This window comes from Akkermansia sp. NBRC 115031 (assembly GCF_030268505.1).
Lineage (GTDB): Bacteria > Verrucomicrobiota > Verrucomicrobiia > Verrucomicrobiales > Akkermansiaceae > Akkermansia > Akkermansia massiliensis.
In genome coordinates, this window is the sequence record NZ_BSQU01000005.1 from 177,883 (window position 1) to 192,575 (window position 14,693).

Genomic DNA, 14,693 nt, shown 5'->3' on the forward strand with positions numbered 1-14,693 from the left:
GGGAATGGCTTTTTCCCTTGCCTGTCTGATGAACCTTTCAGAAGCCCAAACCATGAATAACGATACAAGCGCCTTGTCGCCAAAAGAACAACAGATTGCCGCCATCAGCGCCCATACGGCCAGGGGCGACATGCCCGGCCTGCGGAACGCCCTGACGGCGGGGCTGGACGCCGGACTGACCCTGAACGAGCTCAAGGAGGTGCTGGTCCAGATGTATGCCTATTGCGGTTTTCCACGCAGCCTGAACGCTCTCAATGAGTTGATGGTTCTGGCCAAGGGCCGCGCCTCGCGCGGCATCAATGATACGGTGGGAGCGGAGGCGGGAGCGCCGCCCGCCGGAAAGAGCATCGACTTTGGCACGGCCAACCAGACGAAGCTTTGCGGCGCTCCGGTGAAGGGGGATCTTTTCCTGTTCGCCCCGGCCATTGACGAGTTCCTGAAGGCGCATTTGTTCGGGGACATTTTTGGCCGCGACAATATGGACTGGAAGACCCGGGAGCTCGCCACCATCGCGGCCCTGGCCGCCATGACGGGCACGGAAAGCCAGTTGAACTCCCACATCCGCATCGGGAAGCACAACGGCCTGACTGACGGGCAGGTGGAGGCCATTCTGGCCGTATCCGCCGCTGCCGGGAAGAAGGACGCCTTCCCCAAAGGGGAGCCGGCTCCGGCCAATTTCACCGGAAAAGCCTGGGTAGCCATGCTGGTGGACAACAGGGATTACGACATGTCCGCCTATAACGTCACCTTTGCCCCCGGCACGCGGAACAACTGGCACAGCCATTCCGTGGGCCAGGTGCTGTTCTGCACGGAAGGCACGGGATACTACCAGGAGCGCGGCAAGGCCGCCCGGCGCCTGACGCCCGGTTCCGTGGTGGAAATCCCGGCCAATACGGAGCACTGGCACGGCGCGGCTCCGGACAGTGAGTTCGTGCACCTCGGCATCACGCCCAGGGCGGCTTCCAACAGGACGGCGTGGGGAGGCCCCGTGACCGATGCGGAGTATGCGGAGGCGACGGGAAGCAAATAAAAGCGCAGGGATTTTCCGGCGTTTCCTCCTTTTCCTTCGGAGAGGGGGGCAGCCGGGAAGGTTTTTCTCCCTGACGGGAAATGAAGGAAAAAACGGGGCATCCGGGAATTCCACTGGAATTCCCGGATGCCTCCTGTTGCGGATTTAAGGGAAAGATTATTCTTCCGGAGCGATGTTCGGTTCGCTGGCGCTGACGTGGTTCAGCGGATTGCAGCTGTCCGGCCTGTGGTTGTTCAAAAGATCCTGGTAGAATTTCTTCTTGTACTTCAAGACTTCCATTTGCTTTTTCAGGATGCGGAGTTGTTCACGGAGGCTTTTCTCCTGCTTGAAAATCAGTTCGGCGCGTTCCGGAATGGTGGTGTCCCCTTCCTGGCACAGGTCGATGTAGTGCTTGACGCCTTCAATCGGGAGGCCCGTCATCCGGAGGCAGTGAACCAGGCGCAGCCAGCCCAGGGTGTAGTCTGAAAACATGCGGGCATTGCCTCCGCTGCGGTCCACGTCCGGAATCAATCCAGCGTTTTCATAGTAGCGGATGGTGTAGGCGGACATCTCCATCATTTCCGCAACCTGTTTCACGGTATATTTGGGAGTGCGGTCATAGGAAGGCCGGTAGGAGCTGGATGGGGTCTTTTGTGTGATCATTGTGCAGTTGATGGCTTACAGTTACTCTAATATACTACCGGTTGCGGGATGGCAAGCGTTTTGCGTTGCCTCGCGGGCAATAACGTGTTCATAAGGCAGGGAAAACGGCTGGGACCGCCTTCCGGCGGACGGAAGGGTTTTCTGACTGACTAATTGCCGGATGAAGGAAAAGGGGAAAGGCCGGAAAGCCGTCTCCATGGTTGCTCCTGGAGAAGACGCCGGAACATGAAAAAGGCTGTTCCGGTGAAGGAACAGCCTTGATTCATTGGAAGAAAGCACATTTCAGGCGCGCACCCTGCGGCGGCGCAGCATCATGGCGGCAAGCCCCAGCAGGCCCAGGGAGGCCGCGGCCGGTTCGGGGACGGCCAGCGTCCCTTCCAGGGAAAGGTCTTCCACGGTGGCGTTATCTCCTCCCCGGCCTCCGGAGCTTCCCACCACGGCATAGACCTTGCCGTTGCCGTTTTCCTTCATGGCTCTCAACTGGTCTTCCGTGAGGTCATAGTGAACGTTCCAGGGGGAGCCGTCATTGTTCCTCGTTCCCTTGCAGAGTTCCACCATTTCCCCGTCCCTGGTTTCATACCAGACGGAATACGTGTACGTTCCGGTGGTTCCGGACGGGGTGAGGTTCATGCTGAAGCTCAGGCCGGAGTAATCCTGAATGTTTTCAATGGTCATTTTCAGACCGAAGCAGACGCCCGCCGTGCCGGACATGCTGGGCAGGTTGATGGTCTGGTCTTCCGTGTTGGAGGTGGCGTTCCCCCAGCGCATGTCGCCGTTGCCGGTAGTGGTGTACCATCCGTCAGCCCGGGAACCGAGCCAGTTTTTAACGTCGTCTCCCGTGATGCCGTCCCCGGCAAGGCGTCCCGCTGAGTTGTAGCCCTGGCCCGTCATGGCGCCGATGTCGGGCATCAGCTCGACGGTTGCCGCCGCAGCGACGCCTGCCAGAGAGGCCACGGCCAGGTGGATGATGAGGTATAATGCTTTCTTCATATTCGTGTGGAATGATTGAATTATTCGCAAACTACCGGATTAACAATCCGCGGAGCTCCGGAGACGTTTCAAACGGGAACGAAGGAAAGCTCAAATGCATGGTTAACAAACACTTTCCCGTTTTCTTCCAAGCCCGCATACTGCCTGGGAATTGGGAACTCCCGGCCCTAATGGATACTCTCGCCGGAGCAGGATGGCGGCTATTGAAGGAGAACCTCCGCTGCGCTGCGGAAAGATTTTTTACCCACGAAAGGCGGGAGCCTTCCGTTTCCAAGCGCGGGAGGTGCAAATCCACCGTTTCTTTTGCAGGTTGCCTTTCGCCTGGAAAGGACGGGAGCCTGCTCCTCATCTCATGGCTGTTTCCTTTCCCAGACGCGTCTTTCCCGGAAGTTCGGGCTTCCCTGCTTCGTTGCGGAACGAAGAGAAAATCTATTGCATCAGGAACAGAAGCTGACGATTTACGGAGTATGGACAAGGGAAATTTCCCGAAAACGTTTTTCTTTCAAATGTTCATGCTTGACTCCGGATTGTTAATCCGATGCATGGTCTTCTCTATGTTTTATGTAATTGAAACAGAATATATTATGGAGACGTTAAGAAGGTGTTTTCCTGCGCTGGTGATGCTTGTAGTTGGCAGCCGCGGGGGAGGAATACCTCAATAAAGGGAGGCGGATGGAGCCAGTGCCTCCCCGTCCGTTTCCTGAAACTCCGGTTTCACGGCTTTCCTTCCGCCGGACGGGGGGCCGGTCAGGAATTGTCCGGAGCGGGAAGTGGGGGCCGGCGTGCGCCGTGTCCCGGCAAGTCCGGGAATTCCCATGGAAAAGGGTCAAAGGGTTTGACGGGCTTTTCCGGCCCGTTACAATGAGACCGCTCCGGGATGGAGCCTGCGCCATGATTATTGCCTCCCTTTCCGATTCCGCCCGTTACGAGTCTTTGAATCCCCTTTTCCAGCGGGCTTTCGATTTTGTCAGGGAGGCCGGTCCGGCTTCCCTGGAACCGGGCCCCCACGTCCTGGAGGAAGACGCCCTGATTGTGATGGTGAATGAGCCGGCGATGAAGAAGCCGGAGAAGGCCCGCATGGAAGTGCACGACAGGTTCATTGACATCCACGTTCCCCTTTCACGGGAGGAAGGGTTTGCGTGGAAGGACCGCTCTGCCCTGGAAAAGCCTTCCGAACCGTTCAACATGGAAAAGGACGCGCAGCATTACGACGATGCGCCGGACACCTCTTTTACCGTGAAGCCGGGGCAGTTCGCCGTCTTTTTCCCGGAGGACGCCCATGCCGGCTGCATCGGGGAAGGGGCTCTCCGTAAACTGGTGATTAAAGTCAGAACGGCCTGACCCGCGTTCCGGAAAGATGCTCCGGCGCCGGGACAGGCCGTTCCTCCACGCCCGCTCCGGCTTGCCTGCCGGCGGGGCAATCATTCAATTTATTCCTCGTCTTCCACCCTCGCGTCCTGCTTGGGGTCCTGCGGAGCGTTTTCCGGAATCCAGACGGCTACGTTGCCGCCGTGGACGAGGAACTGGCCGTTGCCTTCCTCGTCAATGGTGACGGTTTCCTCCACGTTTCCGGTGGCTTCCTTCCAGGTTTCCCCGGCGTGCTGCTTGCCCACGTTCATCACCTTGTCCCCGTCCTCTCCGTTGGAGATGAGCACGGCCACGCCGGAATGCGGGTGGTCGTCATCCCCCACGCGGGTGAAGCCGATGGTGTTCGGGTGGTCGAAGTAGTAGTTCTGCTCCCCGAAGGCATGGTTTTTACGGATTTCCAGCAGGTTGTCGATGATGCCGCGGTGCATGGGCGGGTTGCCGCTTACTCCGTAGTAGTCCCCGTAGAAGATGCAGGGATAGCCTTCCTTCATGAGCAGGATGAGCGCATAGGCGGAGGGCTTGAACCAGTCTTCCACGGCTGATTCCAGGGAGCTGCCCCACTGGGAGTCATGGTTGTCCACAAAGGTGACGGCCAGCGTGGGGTGGTTCTGGACCAGGGTGCCGTCCAGAATCTTGGAAAGGTCGTAATCACGGCCCTGCTTGGAAGCCTGGTACATGTTGTAGTGCAGGGGCACGTCAAACAGGTCCACCTTGTAGCGTTCCTCCTTGAGGTATTCGTTCAGGGAGTCGAGGTCCTGCTTCCAGTATTCGCCCACGGCGTAGAAATCCTCTCCCCTGTCCTTGCGGACGGCGGCCAGGAATTTCTTGATGAACTCGTCATTGATGTGCTTGATGGCGTCCAGCCTCATGCCGTCCAGGTCCAGTTCCCGGGATACCCATACGCCCCATTTTTCCATTTCTTTCACCACTTCCGGGTGGTCGAAGTCCAGGTTGGCGAACATGAGGTAGTCATAGTTGCCGTTTTCTTCATCCACGCCTTCGCTCCAGCTTTTCCCGTCCCCCATGATCTTGAAGATGGAAGTTTTTTCCGTAGCGGCGTCGTAGTCCGTGCCGGTGAAGTGGTACCAGTGCCATTTGAAGTCGGAGTACTTGTCTCCGCGGCCGGGGAAGTTGAAGCCGGTCCAGCCTTCGATTTCGTAGGCGTCCGTGATTTCCTTGTCCCGGTTCTGCTGGTCCACTTCCTTGGCCATGAATTTTTCCGTATAGTCCGCTCCGGCTTTGTGGTTCATGACGGCGTCCAGGTAGACGCCCACATGGTGTTCATGAAGGGCCTTGATGGCGTCCTGGAGTTCCTGCTTGGTGCCGTATTTGGTGCGGACCGTGTTCTTCTGGTCGAATTCCCCCAGGTCAAACAGGTCGTAGGTGCCGTAGCCCACGTCGTTCTGTTCCTTGCCCTTGTAGGCCGGGGGAATCCAGACGGCTGTGACGCCTATCTCTTCCAGATGGGGGGCGTCTTCCTTCAGCTTGTTCCAGAACTGCCCGTCATTGGGCAGGTTCCACTCAAAATATTGCATCATGATTCCGTTTTTCATTTTGTCAGATTCCTTGTAAATGTCGTTCGGGTTGTTCCGCCTTCAGGAGGCCGGCTGATGGGGAAGACGGTTCCCTGGCGTCTGCCGGGCGGGGCTCCGGATGATGATTTCACACGAAGCCGTCAACAAAATAGAGTCCTTAAAGCGCGGCGCGTTCGGCATACTGCCGGTGTTATGTCCCGCAAAATGTCAGGGAGAACGTGTGGAAAGCTGGAAAAGAGGGCTTTCCGCCAGGGCCGGACTGAACTTGCCCGCGAGCCGTCAGGAGTGAAACTGGCCCTTGCTGCTGCTGGAAAAACGAGCGTCAGCGAACGAGTGTGGAAAGAGAGGGCGCGGCCTTTGTCCGCCTGTTCATTCCGAAGCCGCAGAGGCCTGCGGCGCTCCCTGGAAGGGCTTCACGCTTCGGCCGTGCTGTGGTCCAGGTAGTGCCTGTTTTTCAGCCGGTAGTATTTGAGGAACCTCCGGATGAAGAGCAGGGTGACGATGAAGGAGAGCACGTCCGCCAGCGGGAGGGAGGCCCAGACGCCGTCCTGGCCCCAGAACCTGGGCAGCACCAGCAGGAACGGCAGCAGGAAGAGCATCTGGCGCGTCAGGGAAAGGAAGATGGCCAGACGGGCCTTCCCGATGGCCTGGAAGAAGTTGCCGATGATGATCTGGCTGCCGATGAGCGGGAAGGCCAGCACGCAGATGGTGAGGCCGTTGGCCGCCAGGCTGATGAGCGCGGCGTCATCCGTGAAGAGCCCGGCAATGCCGCGGGGGAAGAAAACGCAGGCCAGGAAGCCCAGCGTGGTGAAGGAAGTGCCCGCCAGCACGCCGTACTTGAGGGTGAGCAGGACGCGCCCCGGCTTCATGGCCCCGTGGTTGTAGCCGATGATGGGCTGCATGCCCTGCGTGAGGCCGATGACGAGCATGGCGAACAGGATGAGAATGCGGTTGATGATGCCGTAAGCGCCGATAGCCAGGTCCCCCCCGTGGTCCGCAAGCTGCCTGTTGATGGCGATGGTGACCGCGCTGCCGCAGACGTTCACCAGGCACGGAGCCATGCCGATGGACAGGATGCCGGTGACGATGGCCTTCCGCAGTTCCCAGATGCCGCGCCGGAAGTGGACCGTGCTGGCCGCGTCCGAGAAGTGGAGCAGCACGCGCGCCATGCCGGTGACCTGGGCCAGCAGGGTGGCCAGGGCTGCCCCGGTGATGCCCCATTTGAACCAGAAGATGAAGATGGGAGCCAGGATGATGTTGATCCCCACGGAGAGCAGGGTGGAGCCCATGGCCTTTTTCGGGTAGCCGGTGGCCCTCATCACGTGGTTGAGGTTGAAAAAGACGTACGTGACGGGCAGCCCCAGCAGGGTGACGAGCATGAAGTCGTACGCGTACGTGAGCGTCTGCCCGCTGGCGCCGAAGGCGGTCAGGATTTCCGTCAGGAAGAGCAGTGTGGGAACCACCAGCACCACGGCGGCGATCAGGCTCATGATGAGGACGTTCCCCAGCGTGCGCTCCGTCCCCTCCTGGTCCTTCTTGCCCAGCCGGATGGAGCTGATGGCCGCCCCGCCGATGCCCACCAGCGTGCCCAGCGCAAAGGTCAGGTTCATGATGGGGAAGGTGACGGCCAAGCCGGACAGGGCCAGGGGGCCCACGCCGTGGCCGATGAAGACGCTGTCAATGATGTTGTACAGGGAGTACACCACCATGCCGGCGATGGAGGGCAGGGAGTACTGGACCAGCAGACGCCATACGGATGCGTTTTCCAATTCTGCGATGTTGCGTGACTGGGCTGCCATGGACGGACCTCCTTTTCAGACGGGAGGCAAACTATAGGAATGCGCGGAGGGGTTGTCAAGCTGTCCACCCGTCCGGGGAGCGGGCATTTTTCCGCCGGAGCGGCCGGAAAGGCCTGTTTTTGATTGACTGGGGAAGCTTTTGGGGGTTGATTCCTTTCCGCCTTTTTCCAGGAACACGCCATGACTTTTTCCGTTTGCCCTTTCCTGCGCCTTGCCGCCGTCTGCGGAGGCGCCCTTCTATGCTCTTCCTGCCTGCCCATGCTCGGCACCGGGCAGATGCTGGCGGGCAGCCATCTTGCGGACGGCCTGCTGTCCACCTCCCCCCTGGACCTGGTGTGGAGAGGGGACATCCGGTCCTTTCCCTCCTCCGGGCTGGATACGCCCAGGGGCTTCAAGGTTTCCCCCGCGGATTCCTATTCCCTGCTGATGGAGGCGCGCCCCGGCATTGCCGGAGAGTGGGCCTGCTACCATGACCGGAACAGTTACTACTGGGCCTTTGTGGCCGGGAAGAAGGAGGAGGAAGCGGGGCTTTACGCCGTGCGCCGCGGCGTGGCCGTGAACGGAACCACCGGGGAGATTGAAGACCACCCCGCCGCGCAGGCCGTCAAGCCTCCCTCCGTCATGTAGGCGCGGGTTCTGGTCTTTTTGCAAAAACCGCTGCCGGGAACCCGTTTTCCGGGCTGTGGAACACGATAGATTTGACAGGCAGGGGCCTTTGCGGGCGTATTATTACCCGCATGAAGTTCCTTTTATTATCGTTTGCGTGGATGTGCATGGCGTGCGCCGGGGCGTGGGGGCAGGATACGGCTCCCTCCTTCCCGGCGAACGGAGCCAATTACAGGCTGTTCCCGGCGGACCAGCCGCCCCTGGTTCCCAAGCCCCAGCAGCTGCACTGGACCGGCAAGGCCATTCCCGTGCAGTCCGTTCGCATCCTGGCCCCGTCTCCGTCCAGGACTTCCTATCCGGAACAGATGAAGTTCATCGTTTCCGAATTGAAGTCCTTCCTGGCGGACCACCGGGTGAAGGTGGCTCCGGACGGGGCGTTCGCCGTCAAGTTCGTGAAGGGGGAGGTGAAGGCCGGCACGGAGAATCCCAAGCTGAAGGAGGAGGCCTATTCACTCCGCGTGACTCCCGGCGGCGCGCTGATTACGGCGGCGGACACCAGGGGGTTTTATTACGGCATGAAGACGCTGGAGCAGCTTCTTCTGCGCCGCGGCGGGACGACGACCATCGCCGCCTGCGACATCGTGGACTGGCCGGATTTTGAAATCCGCGGGTTCATGAACGACGTGGGCCGCAATTACATGCCGCTCCCCCTGATCGCGCAGGAGCTGGATTCCATGGCGCAGCTTAAGCTGAACGTGTACCACTTCCATTTCACGGAGCATCCCGGCTGGCGGCTGGAGTCCAAGATTTATCCGGAATTGAATGATCCCAAGAATTTCACCCGCATGCCGGGCAAATTCTACACGCAGAAGGAGTTCAAGCAATTGGTGGAGTACTGCCGCCTGCGCAACATTCTGCTGATTCCGGAGATGGACATGCCGGGGCACAGCCAGGCGTTCCGGAAGGCCCTCAACGTGAAGATGAGCGATGAAAAGGCCACGAAGGCCCTGGTGGCCCTGATCAAGGAGATGTGCGCCCTGGTGCCCAAGGAGAAGATGCCCATCATCCACATCGGCACGGACGAGGCCCACGGCAAGGACGAGCAGGTGAACAATGACATTCTGAAGGAATACATCAATGCGGTGGAGTCCTGCGGCCGCACGCCCATGAGGTGGCACCCCGGTCTGACGCCTAAGGGCTATAACGGCTCCATCCTGCAATTGTGGTCCGGCCGCCAGAACCGCGGCGCATGGCCTGTCAACGGGTCCAAGTACGTGGATTCCCTGGAGACCTACCTGAACCACCTCGATCCGTTTGAAACGGCCATGACCATGTACTTCCGCCGGGCCTGCCCGTTCCAGAATGCGGACGGCCTGGGCATGATGCTGTGCTCCTTCCCGGACCTGGAAATTACGGACCCGCGCAACCAGGTTCTCCAGACGCCCGTTTACGCAGGGATGGCGTTCGTTTCCGAGCCCTTGTGGAACAATCCCCATGAAAAGGTGCAGGGAGACCCCAACCAGGACGAATACATGAAGTATTTCTCCAACCTGCCCGTGCAGGGGGACCCGCTGCTGAAAGGATTTGCGGAGTACGAGAACCGCGTGCTCGCCATCCGGGACCGCTTCTTCGTGAACAAGGAGTTCAATTACGTGCGGCAGGCCAATATTCCGTGGAAGCTGCTGGGCCCCATTCCCAACGGAGGGAAGACGGAAACGGAGTTCGCCCCGGAGGCGGACAACAAGACCGGGAAGATGAAGGATTCCTACGAGATTGACGGCGTTACCTACGAGTGGTCCAAGGACGCCTACACCGGAGCCACCATCATCTTCAAGCATTACTGCGATTTCCCGACGCTGTTCAACGGAGCGAAGATGGGGGCGTATCCCCACAAGAACCACACCTATTACGCGCAGACCTGGATTTATTCCCCGAAGGCGCAGACGGTGCCCTTCTGGATCAGCGGCCATACCTGGGCCACGTCCGACTGGCGCAACGGCCCGGCGAGCGTTCCCGGCAAGTGGTTCCACGCGAATCCCAGGTTCTTCGTGAACGGGCAGGAGATTGCTCCCCCGCAATGGAAGAAGCCGCGCAACGGCGGCGTGCTGGTGGATGAGAACTACCATTTCCGGGAGCCTTCCATGGTTCCCCTGAAGAAGGGCTGGAACCGCGTGCTGGTGAAGAGTCCCAGCAACAATTCCGCGCGCCGGTGGATGTTCACGTTCGTTCCCGTGCAGGTGAACCCCAAGACGCCCGGCTGCAACGTGAAGGAGTATCCCGGCCTCAAGTTCGCCGCGGAACCGAAGTAAAGGGCTTTTCCGGTTGTTCCCGGGCAAATGACGAAGGCATGAGGCGCGTTCCGCTTCATGCCTTTTTTATGGCCGGACGGGGTTCCGGGAGAGCACGGCGTCCTGTCAGAGTTTTTTCCAGGGCAGGGCTTCCAGCATCCCGTCAAAGCCCAGGCCCGTTCCGGCGGGAACGGCTACCTGCGGGTTCATGCCGCCCATCTGGTCAAGGAAGGGGTCCGGTTCAAACAGGAGGTGCGTGCAAAGGCCACAGAGGGGGATTTCCGTGGGCAGGGCGTTGCGGTAGTAGTCCGCCGCCTGGTAGACGGCCCAGAGCTGCCCCACGGGATGGTCCATGACGGTGGTGAACACGGGGGGCTCGTAAAGATACTCCGGCGTGGCTTCCCTCGCGGGCTTGACGATGCGGATGATGGGCAGGTCCGAGGAGATGGCCGGCTGGTGCTCCGAGTCCGAGCCCATGTCCAGGGCCAGCGGCATGCCGGCGTCCACCAGCCGTTCCCAGCTCTGGACGGAGAAGGGGCACGGGTCTTCAATGAAGTCTATCCGGGTTTTCAGGTGGTGGGGCAGGGATTTCCAGAATTTCAGGGCGTCGTTTTCATTGAGGCAGCCGTTGAAGTCCAGCCGCCAGCGCCAGGCGGGGACCATGGAGGCGAGCATGGTCAGCCGTTCCAGGGCGGCGGCCAGGTTGGGGCTTGCCTTGATTTTTCCGGCCTTGAACCCCTTGGATTCCATGATGCGGATGGTGGCGGGGCTGACGCAGGAGGGCAGCGTGGCGTGGCTGGCGGGAATGTGCAGGCCGTCAAACAGGCTGGCGCCCTTCGCGCGCGCCTCCCCGTCCGTCCGGGCGCATTCCAAGGCGCGGATGCCCAGCGGCAGCGGGTTTCCCTTCCTGAGCGCGTCCAGTTCCTCCTGCAACGTGGCGTCCCCCAGCTCCGGCCACGGCTGGATGCAGCCGTACCCGCCTTCATCCGTTTTAATGAGGGCTCCTTTCCTGCATACTTCCGCGGCTCTGGCGTTCAGCGGACCGCAGGCCGTTAAAGAATATTCATGGTAAAACACAACTTTAATTCAAACAGCCTTTCAATCTTTTGTCACGATGAAAAAAGGTTTTCATTGGATTTTGGAGGGGGAATGGCTAAGCTCCGTGTCATGTACAGAACATTGGTGTTCGGAGCGGGCGGCCGTGTGGGGAGCCGCCTGGCGGCGCATCTGGAAGAGGAAGGCATGGAAGTGGTGAGATGCGGACGGGACGCCTGTGATTTAAAGGATTTAAAAGCCCTGAAAAACGTGCTGCTTTCCTCCGGCGCCACCCACGTGGTGAACTGCGCCGCCGTGAGCGGCCTGGAGGCCTGCCTGGATGATCCGGAGACGGCGCACCGCGTGAACGCCATGGCCCCGGAGATGATGGCCCGCATCTGCCGCCTGGAGGGCATGCGCTTCATCCACCTGAGCACGGACTACGTGCTGGACGGCAGGAGGGGCGGCCTGAAAACGGAGTTGGACAAGTGCCGCCCCGTGAACGTGTACGGAGAATCCAAGCTGGAGGCGGAACTCCGCGTGCGGGAGGAAATGCCGGAGGCGCTGGTTGCCCGCGTTTCCTGGGTGTTCGGCAATCCGGAACGGCTCTCCTTCCCGGAGATGGTGCTGCGGAAGGCGCTGAACGGAGAACCCCTCTCCGCCGTGGCGGACAAATGGTCCATGCCCGCGTGGGTGGAGGATTTGTGCGGGTGGCTCCGTTTCCTGGCCTATGAAAGCGACGCGTCCGGCGTGCTGCACCTGTGCCAGTCCGGGGAACCCGTCTCCTGGCACGGATATGCCGTGACCGCTCTGAAATGCGCCGTGAAGCACGGGCTGCTGCCTTCTTTTCCGCCCGTGGCGGAACAAAAGCTCGACGAACATGCCGGTTTCAGGGATGCTCGGCCCCGGCATACCGCCATGTCCTGCGAACGGCTCGCTTCCCTGATGAAGCGGCCCGTGAGGACGTATGAAGAGGCCATCGACCTGGCCGTGGCCCGCTATGCCTCAGATTCAACCTTCCTCTCCCGCATTTCATGAACGATTTCCGCAATTCCCGTGATTCTAGCGATTCCCGCCCCAGGCCCGCCTACCGGGACCGCCGCTCCCAGCCGGGGCGCCCGCGCACGGCTCCCAAAAAGAACCTTTTTGTCAACAAGTCCCCGGAGGGCAGTGAACAATGGCTCACGCCGTGGGTGGAGCTGAAATACTTTACGTACAATCCCGCCGTTTTCCCCCGCATGCTCGGCTCCGTGAGCGGGGAAATAGCCCCGGGAAGCCTGGTGCACGTCTATGACAAGAACGGGGAACTGTTCGGCGCGGGCTTCTGGAACGAGGCCAGCCGCACGCCCCTGCGCGTGGTGTACCACGGGAAGGACGCCTTTACCGAACGGGACCTGGACGCCGCCCTGGAACGCGCCGTGAAGCTGCGCCGGGAGATTCTGCGCCTGGATGAAACCACCAACGCTTACCGCGTGCTGCACGGTGACTCCGACGGCCTGGGCGGCCTGGTGGTGGACCGTTACGCGGACGTGCTGAGCCTGGAGGTGAGCACGCTGGCCGTCTGGCAGAGGCTGGACCGCTGGCTGCCCCTGCTGCACCGCCTGTGCGGCACAAAGCGCCATGTGGTGCAGGTGGATGAGGGCATTGCCCGCATGGAGGGCATCCGCGCGGAAGACGCCCCGGAATCCCCGGCTCCCGTCCGGCTGGTGAAGATTGTGGAGAATGGCATCACTTATGAAGTGGACTTCGCCCAGGGGCACAAGACGGGCTTCTTCTGTGACCAGCGGGACAACCGCCTTAAATTCGCCTCCCTGGTGAAGGGAGCCACGGTGCTGGACCTGTGCTGCTACAGCGGCGGCTTTTCCATTGCCGCCAAGATGCTGGGAGGCGCCGCGGAAGTCACGGGCGTGGACCTGGATGAAAAGGCCATCGCCATGGCGAAGAGGAACGGCAATATCAACCAGCAGCGCATCGACTTCGTGCATGCGGACGCCTTTGTCTACGCGCGCCAGATGGTGCGCAACGGGCGGCTGTTTGACGCCGTGCTGCTGGACCCGCCCAAATTCATCATCGGCAGGGAGGGGTATGAGGAAGGCATCAAGAAGTACCATGACCTCAACATGCTGGGCTTGCAGTGCGTGCGCCCCGGCGGCCTGTTCGTCACCTGTTCCTGTTCCGGGCTGCTTTCCCCTGCGGAGTTTGAGCACACCGTGATTAAGGCCGCCCAGCGGCAGGGGCGCAAGCTCCAGATCATGGCGATGACCGGCCCCGGCTGGGACCACCCCTTCCTGAGCACGTACCCGGAAGGCCGCTACCTGAAGGTGCTCTGGGCCATTGCCCTGTAGGGAAGGACTGGATATTCAAACAACTCTCCCAGCCTTTGCAAAAGCAAGGACCGGGAAAAGAAGGAGGAGATACCTATATTCCTTTTTTAAGGAAGGGAGTTGCTACTTGGGTAGAAAACTATATCCATTCTCGGAAAGATATTTTTAAGGGAAAGAACCGGATTTTTTTATTTCTTTCTCTTCTTTTTAAAAAGCCGGTCATGTTCAATCCGGTGCCTGCCTTGGTATAGAAAATCGGTTTTAGCATCCCGTCCGACGGTGCGGTCAATCAGGCCGGGAATGTCTTCCCTGGAATATCCGGCTTTAAGAAGAAAATCCTCTACCTTAGCATATGTACCTGGAAATTCGGCGACGAGGAGTTCCATAAAAACCTTCTCGAGATAGTTGACTTCGTCTTTTACGATGATGTTTCTTGCATTGATGAAGGATTTTCCATCTGCGATTTCATTCATGCGGGTAAAAATTTCTTCCAGCTGTTTTCGGGAGGTGACGTAAATGGTTTTTTCTTGTTTATGTTCTCCCTGCTCCTTGGTTTCGGTGATACTATAGGGATTGTGCTCGTGGGCATTTTTAAATTGTTTCAGAATGTGTGCGTAATAAGGGAGCAGAAGGCGCCGGATGATCGTTTTTTTGAGAGGTTCCTTGATTTCTCCGGAATCCCGGATTAGTCCTATATACTTTTCAAGAAAGCCGCATACCATGGATTTACGGCTAAGATCAGCCGTATCATCTATATCAATATCCGGTTCCGTTTCTTGGTATGTTTTAAAAGTAAAAACAGGAGCCGTAGCTACGAGATAGCAGTGCCATATTTTATTTTTCAGTTCAGTATAAACATTATCCTTTGTTGTTATGCTGAAAGTAAGTTCGTTTTTTTCTGCTTCATTGTAAAAAGATTTAATCTGGTTGTCTTTTAGTATGGCGTTCAGCTTTTTGATGGTGTTAGGAGAAGTTTTGTATTGTTCAATGCACTCTGGAGTTTCCAGAGTAAAATTATCGGCATTTGTATTCCAACTGATGATGAAGAAGACAAAACAAAAAAATAGGAATGGCAT

The 14,693-nt window shown here is 59.0% G+C and carries 13 protein-coding genes; 7 read left to right on the forward strand and 6 right to left on the reverse strand.

Going from position 1 to position 14,693, the window contains the following annotated elements; genetic code table 11:
- Positions 1 to 52: 52 nt before the first annotated feature.
- Positions 53 to 1,030, forward strand: coding sequence for a carboxymuconolactone decarboxylase family protein (locus tag QSJ36_RS08375; protein ID WP_285468171.1), 978 nt, complete (start codon positions 53 to 55; stop codon positions 1,028 to 1,030).
- Between the two features lie 156 nt (positions 1,031 to 1,186).
- Here the strand turns inward: QSJ36_RS08375 and QSJ36_RS08380 are convergent, their stop codons facing one another.
- Together QSJ36_RS08380 and QSJ36_RS08385 are read right to left on the reverse strand one after the other, a co-directional pair.
- Positions 1,187 to 1,672, reverse strand: a complete 486-nt coding sequence (locus QSJ36_RS08380) for a MerR family transcriptional regulator (RefSeq protein WP_022397129.1) — start codon at positions 1,670 to 1,672, stop codon at positions 1,187 to 1,189.
- A gap of 282 nt (positions 1,673 to 1,954) precedes the next feature.
- On the reverse strand, positions 1,955 to 2,662 hold the full coding sequence (locus QSJ36_RS08385) for a PEP-CTERM sorting domain-containing protein (RefSeq protein WP_102727803.1): 708 nt from the start codon (positions 2,660 to 2,662) through the stop codon (positions 1,955 to 1,957).
- Positions 2,663 to 2,673: 11 nt separating this feature from the next.
- Here QSJ36_RS08385 and QSJ36_RS08390 point away from each other — a divergent pair, with 11 nt between their 5' ends.
- Positions 2,674 to 3,324, forward strand: a complete 651-nt coding sequence (locus QSJ36_RS08390) for a hypothetical protein (RefSeq protein ID WP_285468174.1) — start codon at positions 2,674 to 2,676, stop codon at positions 3,322 to 3,324.
- 229 nt (positions 3,325 to 3,553) lie between these two features.
- A complete protein-coding gene (locus tag QSJ36_RS08395) occupies positions 3,554 to 4,003 on the forward strand; it encodes a YhcH/YjgK/YiaL family protein (protein ID WP_022397126.1) in 450 nt (149 codons plus the stop codon).
- An 89-nt stretch (positions 4,004 to 4,092) separates the two neighbouring features.
- Here the strand turns inward: QSJ36_RS08395 and QSJ36_RS08400 are convergent, their stop codons facing one another.
- Both QSJ36_RS08400 and QSJ36_RS08405 read right to left on the reverse strand, forming a co-directional pair.
- Entirely contained in the window at positions 4,093 to 5,583 is a 1,491-nt protein-coding gene (locus tag QSJ36_RS08400) for an alpha-amylase (protein ID WP_285468177.1), read from the reverse strand.
- A gap of 395 nt (positions 5,584 to 5,978) precedes the next feature.
- Positions 5,979 to 7,364: an MATE family efflux transporter gene (locus QSJ36_RS08405; RefSeq protein ID WP_285468178.1), complete on the reverse strand. Its 1,386-nt coding sequence runs from the start codon at positions 7,362 to 7,364 to the stop codon at positions 5,979 to 5,981.
- A 180-nt stretch (positions 7,365 to 7,544) separates the two neighbouring features.
- On the opposite strand from QSJ36_RS08405, the gene QSJ36_RS08410 reads away from it, so the two are divergent.
- Both QSJ36_RS08410 and QSJ36_RS08415 read left to right on the forward strand, forming a co-directional pair.
- Complete coding sequence (locus tag QSJ36_RS08410; RefSeq protein WP_102728141.1) at positions 7,545 to 7,991, forward strand: hypothetical protein; 447 nt, start codon at positions 7,545 to 7,547, stop codon at positions 7,989 to 7,991.
- 110 nt (positions 7,992 to 8,101) lie between these two features.
- Positions 8,102 to 10,279, forward strand: coding sequence for a family 20 glycosylhydrolase (locus QSJ36_RS08415; protein WP_102729326.1), 2,178 nt, complete (start codon positions 8,102 to 8,104; stop codon positions 10,277 to 10,279).
- A gap of 105 nt (positions 10,280 to 10,384) precedes the next feature.
- Here QSJ36_RS08415 and QSJ36_RS08420 read toward each other — a convergent pair whose 3' ends face one another.
- Positions 10,385 to 11,335: an enolase C-terminal domain-like protein gene (locus QSJ36_RS08420; RefSeq protein ID WP_146020165.1), complete on the reverse strand. Its 951-nt coding sequence runs from the start codon at positions 11,333 to 11,335 to the stop codon at positions 10,385 to 10,387.
- Positions 11,336 to 11,425: 90 nt separating this feature from the next.
- Between QSJ36_RS08420 and QSJ36_RS08425 the strand changes: the two genes are divergently transcribed.
- Entirely contained in the window at positions 11,426 to 12,331 is a 906-nt protein-coding gene (locus tag QSJ36_RS08425) for a sugar nucleotide-binding protein (protein ID WP_285468184.1), read from the forward strand.
- Positions 12,328 to 13,638 carry a class I SAM-dependent rRNA methyltransferase gene (locus tag QSJ36_RS08430; protein WP_102729329.1) on the forward strand — a complete coding sequence of 437 codons (1,311 nt, stop codon included), beginning with the start codon at positions 12,328 to 12,330 and terminating at the stop codon, positions 13,636 to 13,638. The genes QSJ36_RS08425 and QSJ36_RS08430 overlap by 4 nt, the downstream gene beginning before the upstream one ends.
- A gap of 167 nt (positions 13,639 to 13,805) precedes the next feature.
- Here the strand turns inward: QSJ36_RS08430 and QSJ36_RS08435 are convergent, their stop codons facing one another.
- Positions 13,806 to 14,693 (reverse strand): hypothetical protein, encoded by an 888-nt coding sequence (locus QSJ36_RS08435; RefSeq protein WP_285468187.1) that lies wholly within the window; start codon positions 14,691 to 14,693, stop codon positions 13,806 to 13,808.

Excerpts from the sequence above, each read along its gene's own strand:
- QSJ36_RS08375 (WP_285468171.1), top strand. The coding sequence starts at position 53 with ATGAATAACGATACAAGCGCCTTGTCGCCAAAAGAACAACAGATTGCC.
- QSJ36_RS08380 (WP_022397129.1), bottom strand. The coding sequence starts at position 1,672 with ATGATCACACAAAAGACCCCATCCAGCTCCTACCGGCCTTCCTATGAC.
- QSJ36_RS08385 (WP_102727803.1), bottom strand. The coding sequence starts at position 2,662 with ATGAAGAAAGCATTATACCTCATCATCCACCTGGCCGTGGCCTCTCTG.
- QSJ36_RS08390 (WP_285468174.1), top strand. The coding sequence starts at position 2,674 with ATGATTGAATTATTCGCAAACTACCGGATTAACAATCCGCGGAGCTCC.
- QSJ36_RS08395 (WP_022397126.1), top strand. The coding sequence starts at position 3,554 with ATGATTATTGCCTCCCTTTCCGATTCCGCCCGTTACGAGTCTTTGAAT.
- QSJ36_RS08400 (WP_285468177.1), bottom strand. The coding sequence starts at position 5,583 with ATGAAAAACGGAATCATGATGCAATATTTTGAGTGGAACCTGCCCAAT.
- QSJ36_RS08405 (WP_285468178.1), bottom strand. The coding sequence starts at position 7,364 with ATGGCAGCCCAGTCACGCAACATCGCAGAATTGGAAAACGCATCCGTA.
- QSJ36_RS08410 (WP_102728141.1), top strand. The coding sequence starts at position 7,545 with ATGACTTTTTCCGTTTGCCCTTTCCTGCGCCTTGCCGCCGTCTGCGGA.
- QSJ36_RS08415 (WP_102729326.1), top strand. The coding sequence starts at position 8,102 with ATGAAGTTCCTTTTATTATCGTTTGCGTGGATGTGCATGGCGTGCGCC.
- QSJ36_RS08425 (WP_285468184.1), top strand. The coding sequence starts at position 11,426 with ATGTACAGAACATTGGTGTTCGGAGCGGGCGGCCGTGTGGGGAGCCGC.
- QSJ36_RS08430 (WP_102729329.1), top strand. The coding sequence starts at position 12,328 with ATGAACGATTTCCGCAATTCCCGTGATTCTAGCGATTCCCGCCCCAGG.
- QSJ36_RS08435 (WP_285468187.1), bottom strand. The coding sequence starts at position 14,693 with ATGCCATTCCTATTTTTTTGTTTTGTCTTCTTCATCATCAGTTGGAAT.